The organism is Peptoniphilus sp. DNF00840 (assembly GCF_001553125.1).
GTDB lineage: Bacteria > Bacillota > Clostridia > Tissierellales > Peptoniphilaceae > Peptoniphilus_A > Peptoniphilus_A vaginalis.
In genome coordinates, this window is sequence record NZ_KQ960230.1 from 22,166 (window position 1) to 28,191 (window position 6,026).

8 protein-coding genes are annotated in these 6,026 nt (G+C 35.9%); 1 reads left to right on the forward strand and 7 read right to left on the reverse strand.

The genetic code is table 11. The annotated features are described in order from the left end of the window. Nucleotides 1-2: 2 nt before the first annotated feature. The gene (locus HMPREF1864_RS06030) at nucleotides 3-608 is read right to left on the reverse strand and encodes a C39 family peptidase (RefSeq protein ID WP_062571931.1); all 606 of its coding nucleotides are present in this window, start codon (nucleotides 606-608) and stop codon (nucleotides 3-5) included. Between the two features lie 39 nt (nucleotides 609-647). Beyond that, nucleotides 648-1,385 (reverse strand): TIGR03915 family putative DNA repair protein, encoded by a 738-nt coding sequence (locus HMPREF1864_RS06035; RefSeq protein ID WP_062571932.1) that lies wholly within the window; start codon nucleotides 1,383-1,385, stop codon nucleotides 648-650. Nucleotides 1,386-1,518: 133 nt separating this feature from the next. On the opposite strand from HMPREF1864_RS06035, the gene HMPREF1864_RS06040 reads away from it, so the two are divergent. Then, nucleotides 1,519-1,833, forward strand: coding sequence for a hypothetical protein (locus HMPREF1864_RS06040; RefSeq protein WP_156435956.1), 315 nt, complete (start codon nucleotides 1,519-1,521; stop codon nucleotides 1,831-1,833). Here the strand turns inward: HMPREF1864_RS06040 and HMPREF1864_RS06045 are convergent. The 5 genes from HMPREF1864_RS06045 to HMPREF1864_RS06065 form a co-directional block, all read right to left on the reverse strand. Further along, a complete protein-coding gene (locus HMPREF1864_RS06045) occupies nucleotides 1,800-3,398 on the reverse strand; it encodes a Na/Pi cotransporter family protein (RefSeq protein ID WP_062571934.1) in 1,599 nt (532 codons plus the stop codon). The two genes, HMPREF1864_RS06040 and HMPREF1864_RS06045, sit on opposite strands and share 34 nt — an antisense overlap. Nucleotides 3,399-3,594: 196 nt before the next feature. Next, nucleotides 3,595-4,014: a hypothetical protein gene (locus HMPREF1864_RS06050; RefSeq protein ID WP_062571935.1), complete on the reverse strand. Its 420-nt coding sequence runs from the start codon at nucleotides 4,012-4,014 to the stop codon at nucleotides 3,595-3,597. Between the two features lie 7 nt (nucleotides 4,015-4,021). Further along, nucleotides 4,022-4,234 carry a helix-turn-helix transcriptional regulator gene (locus HMPREF1864_RS06055; RefSeq protein ID WP_062571936.1) on the reverse strand — a complete coding sequence of 71 codons (213 nt, stop codon included), beginning with the start codon at nucleotides 4,232-4,234 and terminating at the stop codon, nucleotides 4,022-4,024. 108 nt (nucleotides 4,235-4,342) lie between these two features. Further along, the gene (locus HMPREF1864_RS06060) at nucleotides 4,343-5,215 is read right to left on the reverse strand and encodes a hypothetical protein (RefSeq protein ID WP_062571937.1); all 873 of its coding nucleotides are present in this window, start codon (nucleotides 5,213-5,215) and stop codon (nucleotides 4,343-4,345) included. A gap of 90 nt (nucleotides 5,216-5,305) precedes the next feature. Next, entirely contained in the window at nucleotides 5,306-5,788 is a 483-nt protein-coding gene (locus HMPREF1864_RS06065) for an acyl-CoA thioesterase (RefSeq protein ID WP_062571938.1), read from the reverse strand. Nucleotides 5,789-6,026 lie beyond the last annotated feature (238 nt).

The window sequence follows — 6,026 nt, forward strand, 5'->3', positions numbered from 1 at the left end:
TATTACAAGTCTTCTAATATGTCAACGCTAAAGACATTGTAAGAAAAAATTGGCAACTTCATAAATCCCCTAAGGTCGTTGTAGTCAATGTAGGACTTACTCTTGTTCCAACCATCGTAAACGTGTAAGAACTTTAGCTTCATTCCCCTGAACCTATAAATTGAGTAGCCTGAAACAACTAGGGAGTGGTTCTTGTAATAACCTGATCCCAAGTTCATGAGAAGGGGTCTAAAGTTATCAATCTCATCCTTTACGTGGGAGTAAAAGTTGCCAAGGTAAATCCCCCTTGCCCTTATGGCAATTTTATTTTTCTTGAAGTAGGAGTTGGCAATGTGAGAGATCATTATAGGAAGGGTGCCAATGCTTTTGAAGTAACCATTTTTCTTGGCAATGCCAAATACTTCATCGTAAATTTCAAATTTGTCCTTGTCTTTGAAGTAATAATTTATAAGCCTAGTGAGGCTTGCTATGGTGCAGTTGTTGTGGCTATCTTGAAAATCCCTTTGCAAGAAGTCTGGCAGTTCCAAGTCGCTGGACTCAATAAGTCTTGCCCCAGGATAAGTCTTTTCCACATAAGTATCTAAGTTTGCAATTCTATTCTTTTCCATTTTTTCCTCCCAACTTAATTATACCCCTGAAGGAATTTTTTATTTGACTTCCCTTCTCCTTGCCCCAGGCATATTTGCCATATGACTCCAATAACTTCTTTGCATATCTCCCATTCCTTCCCTATCAAACTTTCTCTTGTCAGGGGCAACTTCATCATAAAAGGAAAGCCAGAGGTCAAAGAAGGCATCAGTGGACTTCATATCCTCTGACATTTCAAATTCAAAGAACTTTCCCTCTTGTCCATTATAAATCACTGCCTTATTCCTCCTAAAGTCTGCAATGACAAAGCTCTTGTTGGCAAGCTTATTCTTAAAGTGCCTGTAAACAAAAAATAAGATGTCATTTTGCGGTTGGAACTTGGCAAAGAAAAGTCCCTTCTTTTCTTCAAAGCGAAGACTCTTGTAGGAGTTAATTTCTCCTGAGACCCTATCTAATAAATTCTTAAAGTCCTTTACATCCTTATCATCACTTTCAAGATAATAAAAGCCATGAAGGTAAAGCTTCTTTAGGGTCCTGGCTATGGCAAGCTCCTTCTTCTCACTGGACACTGCAAAAACCCTTAAGACTGACTCATAAAAGGAGTAGGAGAAGTTTTTTATTATAGACTTCTTAACCCTTATGGCCTTGTCTTCTTCTGTGGGGCACTTGATCCTTTCTTTGTTCGAATTAACTTGGCTGACTCTTTTTGAAATTGAATCCACCTCTTCTAAGACCTTGTAGGCATTAAAGATCACTGTGAAGAGCCCCTCTATTGTTCCATCGTATAAGTAAATCATATTAAGTCCTGCTCTCCTCTCTTTATAAATTAAAAATGAGACTTGTTTGGAGTCAAATCTTATATCTTTCTACAAGGTCATTCTAACATTGAAACTTCTGTTTGTAAACAAATTTTCTTTTATTGGCTTCTTTATGTTTTTTTATGTTCTTGTAGACCTTGATGACTTTATAAACTTCTGGGACTTAATAAGTATTCACGACTTTATAAAATTCTACAACTTTATAAATTTCTATGGCTTTATAATTGTTCACAACTTTATGAGTATTCACGACTTTATAAACTTTTACAAGTCTATAAGAAGCTCTGACTTCACAAGTTCTTATGACCTAATCACCTCTTACAAACTAATTAAGTTCACAAAAAAATCTGCCCTAAGGCAGATTAATTTTCATTATGAAGTTCAATTAATTTATCATATTGAAAGCTTGCCAGCATTGGATATATAAGCTGAAATTCTTTCCATAGCTGCAAGAGTCTTTTCATATAGAAGTCCTGATTCAGGATTACAAATTTTTTCCCTCATCCTCATCATGTGGTTGTTTCTAAAGGCTGATGCCTCTTTCTGAACAAGCTCGTTAGATTGACGCATCAAGAGAACCCTATCTTCTTTTTCCATATCTTCATCAAAGGAATGGAACATCTTGTCGATGATTGCGTTAATTTCTCTCAATTCGTCAAAGGTAACATCTGTAAACAATAGACCTTCGTCATTTTTTAACTTGGCAACTTCGGCAATATTTTTGGAGTGGTCCCCAATTCTTTCCATGTCCCTAGATATTCTTAGGTAGGCTGCGAAGTTGGCAGAAGTTTGCTCGTTCATAGATAGGCCTAGCGAATCAATTATAAAGGCAGAAATTTGTTTGTTGAGGTAGTTAATAACTTTTTCTCTTCTAAAGATTTCTTCATGAACTTGTTCATCGAATTTACTTAAAAGCCCAACAGATGCCTCATAGTTTTTATCTACTACATTGAGAAGTCTATTTACTTCTGCTTTGACGTCAGTAAAAGTTGCTGGAGCATCCTTTACTACATTTAAGTTGATGTATTGTAAAGACATCTCTTCTTGTTCCTTGTCAATTCCAGGAATAATCTTGAAGGCTAGGTCTGCAAGTTTCTTGGAGAAAGGAATTAATAAAATTGTTGTCACAACGTTAAAGAGGGTGTGTAGGTTGGCAATTTCTGCTGCCGGCAAGTTCCTTGAGAAACTTATAACTATCTTGTCTATTGGAATGACAAAGGATGCGCATACGAAAATTATTGTACCAATGATGTTAAATAGAACGTGAACTAGGGCAGTCCTTCTTGCGTTTTTAGAAGATCCAACTGAAGATAAAACTGAAGTCACACAAGTACCAATGTTAAATCCTAGGATTATATACATGGCAGAGTGGAGTGATATTACACCTTGGTTGGCAACGGCTTGCAAGATACCAAGGGATGCTGATGATGATTGTAATAGGGCTGTTACACCTGTACCTGCCAAGACTCCCAGGATTGGGTTGTCAAACTTCGTCATCAAAGTTGCAAATCCAGGGTAGTCCCTTAGGGGTTCCATGGAGTCACTCATAAATTGCATACCCATAAATAAGAATCCAAGTCCAATAACTGCTTGACCTACATATTTTTTCTTCTTACTCTTGGAGAAGGTGTTCAATAAAAAACCTACAAAGGCAATTATAGGTGCTATAGTTGAAATGTTTAGGGCTACTAATTGACCAGTGATTGTTGTACCAATATTGGCCCCCATAATAATTCCAACAGATTGATAGATAGTCATGAGGCCTGCATTTACAAAACCCACAACCATTACTGTAGTAGCAGAAGATGATTGAATTATTGCAGTGACAAGAGCACCGACAAAAATCGACTTAAAGAAGTTCGATGTCATCTTTTCAATGACAACTCTAAGTCTATCACCTGCGACTAATTCGAGACCCGAGCTCATCATTTCCATTCCATAAAGAAAAAGAGCAAGTCCTCCTAATAGTTCAATAAAATAATTAATTGACATAAGTCCTCCCAAATCTTTTTTCAATTTCATCTTACAATATAATTCTTAATTTTTAAAGGCAAAGTAAAGATTTTGTAAATAAATTGCTAAAAGAAAAAAGACGGCTGAGCCGTCAAAAATTATTTTTTTAAAATTGTCACACCATTGATTAATATTGACCCAAGAGTGCAGACAAACAAGGTCCCTCTTGTCTTTCTTATATCCTATTCCAATCCTTTGATTTTAATTCTTCATATCTCTCTTCATTGCCTTCAAAAATTTTGCCCTTAAAGTCAACTTCATACATGACCTTCTTGCCCAAGTGCCTTAGGCTTATGATGACCTTCTTATTCTTCTCATCAACTTCAAACTCTTCTATTTCATTCCAAGGCATGAGGTAGAAGTCCCTCTTTGTTGAGTTAGAAATTTCACTTTCATAAAGTCCCTTGGGGCTGAAGTAGAGGACAAAGGTCCTTGATGAATCCATAGTGTAGAAGAGCCCACCTATTATCATAAACTTAGCCAGTCCTGTCTTTACGTCGTTAGCCTTAAAGGCTACAAGGTAATTGTCCCTATCGCCAAAAATTTTTTCCACCTTGTCACTAAATTCCTTCTTGTCGTTAAATAATAATCCCATAAAAACCTCACTTAAATATAAAAACTTCTTTGATGTCCTTGCCCAAGACCTTACAGATCTTGTAGGCTGTCTCAAGGGTTGGACTAATGGTGTTGTTCTCGTATGCCATAATTGACCTCCTCTTGAGTCCCACAGCCTTAGCTAGCTTATGTTGAGAGAATCCAAGTTCCTTCCTGTACTGGGCAATTTTATTTTCTATTACTACATTTTCTATTTCCATTAAATCACCTGGTGTTTTTGGTTACATTTATAGTACCAAAATTTGTTCTTGACTTCAATAAATTTTTTGCAAGAAAAAATCAGTGACTTCCATCACTGACTTATAAATTTATTTTATTTTTTCAAAGGTCCTTCCCTTGTCTTTTGAAATGTAAGTGGTCTTGTTGTTATTTATGTCTTTGAAGTCCAAGTGGATGGTCCCATCTTCATCCATCCTTCCAGAAGCTTCTGGACTTGTATCTCCCAGTTCAGATATAAATTCCATATCGTCGCCAGAAATTTTTACAAGGAACCAGCGAGACCTTGCCCCTGCCCTGTCAACTTCAAGGAGTCCATAATCAGAATTTTCTATCTTTATTGCATCAGAAACTTCAAAATTTTTTAAAACTTCTTCCTTGTTTTCTTTTACTACTCCCTCATTCTCTTTTGCTTCCTCTAAATCCTGATTTTTATTTTCTTCTTCAGCTTTAGAATCATCAAGACCTTCTCTTCCATAAATCAAAGTTTTTAAAATTTCTCTTATGTCCTCATCCTCAATCTTAATTAAATCAGCAAAGGTATCTTTTATTTCATCTTCACTTAGCTTGTCCATAGTGATGAAGTTTTTTCTGTAGACTTCATAGGCTGGATCCAGCCAACCCACATCTAAGATGTAAAACTTTTCATCATCATAGGTAACTTGTCGATTGTCCTTGCCAGCAAAGGCAAAGACCATAAGTATGCAAGCCATTGAGATGAGGCAAAGTCCTATTAAAATTAGACCCACAAGAACCTTTAAGTACCTGTTAAACTTAAAATTTAAAATCTTATAAATAGAAAAAATTTGTAGACCAAAGAAAACTAAATAGCTAAGACCAAGTATGACGTTGTTAATCATTGGAATAAATTCAATTTTATTAATTAGAATCAAGGTCCCAATAACTTGCCCAAAGGAAAGCAAGTAAAGAAAAATATATAAAAGTTTTTTATTTTTTAAAGTCATAGGCTCCCTCTCATTAATCTTTTCTTACATTATAAATAATTTTCAAAAAATTTATACAAAAAAATTAGGAGAACTTGTCTCCTAATAACTTTACATATTATCTTTTACACCAACAGCAACCATCCTTGCCTTGGCACGAACTTCGCCGTCAGCTTCCATCACCATGTTAACAATTACCTTTCTCTCGCCAATTTCTTCAGCAGTAGCAGTAACTGTAACTTCCTTGTCCATTGGAGTTGGCTTCTTAAAATCAACTTCAAGTCTTGCTGTAATAAATCTGCCAATAACTGTGTCTTCATTAAATTCAAGGCCAAGGTCTCTGTGCTTGAACCAAGCAGCAGAAGCAGTGCCGTGGCAGTCGAAGATCATGGCAATCATTCCACCAAATAAGTTGGCAGGAACTCCACCAGTGTAAACTGAATCCGGAGTGACCCTTGCGATGCACTCACTTCCATCTTCAGATGGATAAGATCTTAAGTGCATTCCTTCGTGATTTTTTGGACCACAACCCCAACAGTATTGAAATCTTTCGCCGTAAGTTTCTTGAATTGCAATTTTTTTATTTTCTGACATAATATCCCCCTTGTAATCTCATTTATAATTTTATTTTATCACACTTAGTCAGCAATTTCTTCTTTTCATACTCCTATTGATTTACTTAGAAGTCAAAAGCTTTATACAAAAAAAAGATTCATGCAAAAAGCTTGCATGAACCTTTAAAATTCAAATTTAAATTACATATTAGTAAGTCCGCCGTCTGAAAGCAAAATTTGTCCCTTGATGTTGGATGCTTGGTCTGATGCAAGGAAGA

Bases quoted from the DNA above. Each gene is read 5' to 3' on its own strand.
- HMPREF1864_RS06030 (WP_062571931.1), bottom strand. From the start codon at position 608: ATGGAAAAGAATAGAATTGCAAACTTAGATACTTATGTGGAAAAGACT.
- HMPREF1864_RS06035 (WP_062571932.1), bottom strand. From the start codon at position 1,385: ATGATTTACTTATACGATGGAACAATAGAGGGGCTCTTCACAGTGATC.
- HMPREF1864_RS06040 (WP_156435956.1), top strand. From the start codon at position 1,519: ATGTTTTTTTATGTTCTTGTAGACCTTGATGACTTTATAAACTTCTGG.
- HMPREF1864_RS06045 (WP_062571934.1), bottom strand. From the start codon at position 3,398: ATGTCAATTAATTATTTTATTGAACTATTAGGAGGACTTGCTCTTTTT.
- HMPREF1864_RS06050 (WP_062571935.1), bottom strand. From the start codon at position 4,014: ATGGGATTATTATTTAACGACAAGAAGGAATTTAGTGACAAGGTGGAA.
- HMPREF1864_RS06055 (WP_062571936.1), bottom strand. From the start codon at position 4,234: ATGGAAATAGAAAATGTAGTAATAGAAAATAAAATTGCCCAGTACAGG.
- HMPREF1864_RS06060 (WP_062571937.1), bottom strand. From the start codon at position 5,215: ATGACTTTAAAAAATAAAAAACTTTTATATATTTTTCTTTACTTGCTT.
- HMPREF1864_RS06065 (WP_062571938.1), bottom strand. From the start codon at position 5,788: ATGTCAGAAAATAAAAAAATTGCAATTCAAGAAACTTACGGCGAAAGA.